Here is a 600-nt window from a genome sequence, read left to right on the forward strand (position 1 = left end):
ACATCGACTGGACGGCGGGAAACGTACGGCTGCTCACCGAGTCGCGCGAGTGGCCCGAGGCCGGGCAGCCCCGCCGGGCCGCGGTGTCGTCGTTCGGGATCAGCGGGACGAACGCCCACGTGATCCTTGAGGCGGCCGAGGCCGTAGAGGCATCCGGTGAGGCGGACGGCGGGGCCGATGACGAGGGGACACCTGTTCTTTCCGGTACGGACGTCGTCGCCTGGCCGGTGTCCGCCGCTTCCCCGGACGCCCTGCGCGCGCAGGCCGAGCGGCTGCGCGCACACGTGGCCGAGCGCCCCGGACTGGCCTCCGCCGACGTGGCGTTCTCGCTCGCCACCAGCCGGTCCGCCCTTGCCCGGCGTGCCCTCGTCGTCGGTGGCGACCGGGACGAACTTGTCGCCGGCCTTGACTCCCTCGCCGCCGACCGGCCCGGGAACGGGCTGGTGAAGGGGCTCGCCGAACTCGCCACCAAGCCCGTTTTCGTGTTTCCGGGGCAGGGATCACAGTGGGCGGGGATGGCAGTGGAGCTGCTGGACTCGTCGCCGGTGTTCGCGGACTCCATGCTCGCCTGCAGCGAAGCACTGAACGAATTCGTGGACT

1 protein-coding gene is annotated in these 600 nt (G+C 71.7%); it reads left to right on the forward strand.

Translation table 11 applies throughout. From position 1 onward, the window contains the following. Window positions 1-600 (forward strand): acyltransferase domain-containing protein (locus tag IE258_RS40830; RefSeq protein ID WP_189750843.1); only part of this gene is annotated, 600 nt, incomplete at both ends.

Origin of the sequence: Streptomyces tendae (assembly GCF_014650435.1) — a bacterium.
Classification (GTDB): domain Bacteria; phylum Actinomycetota; class Actinomycetes; order Streptomycetales; family Streptomycetaceae; genus Streptomyces; species Streptomyces tendae.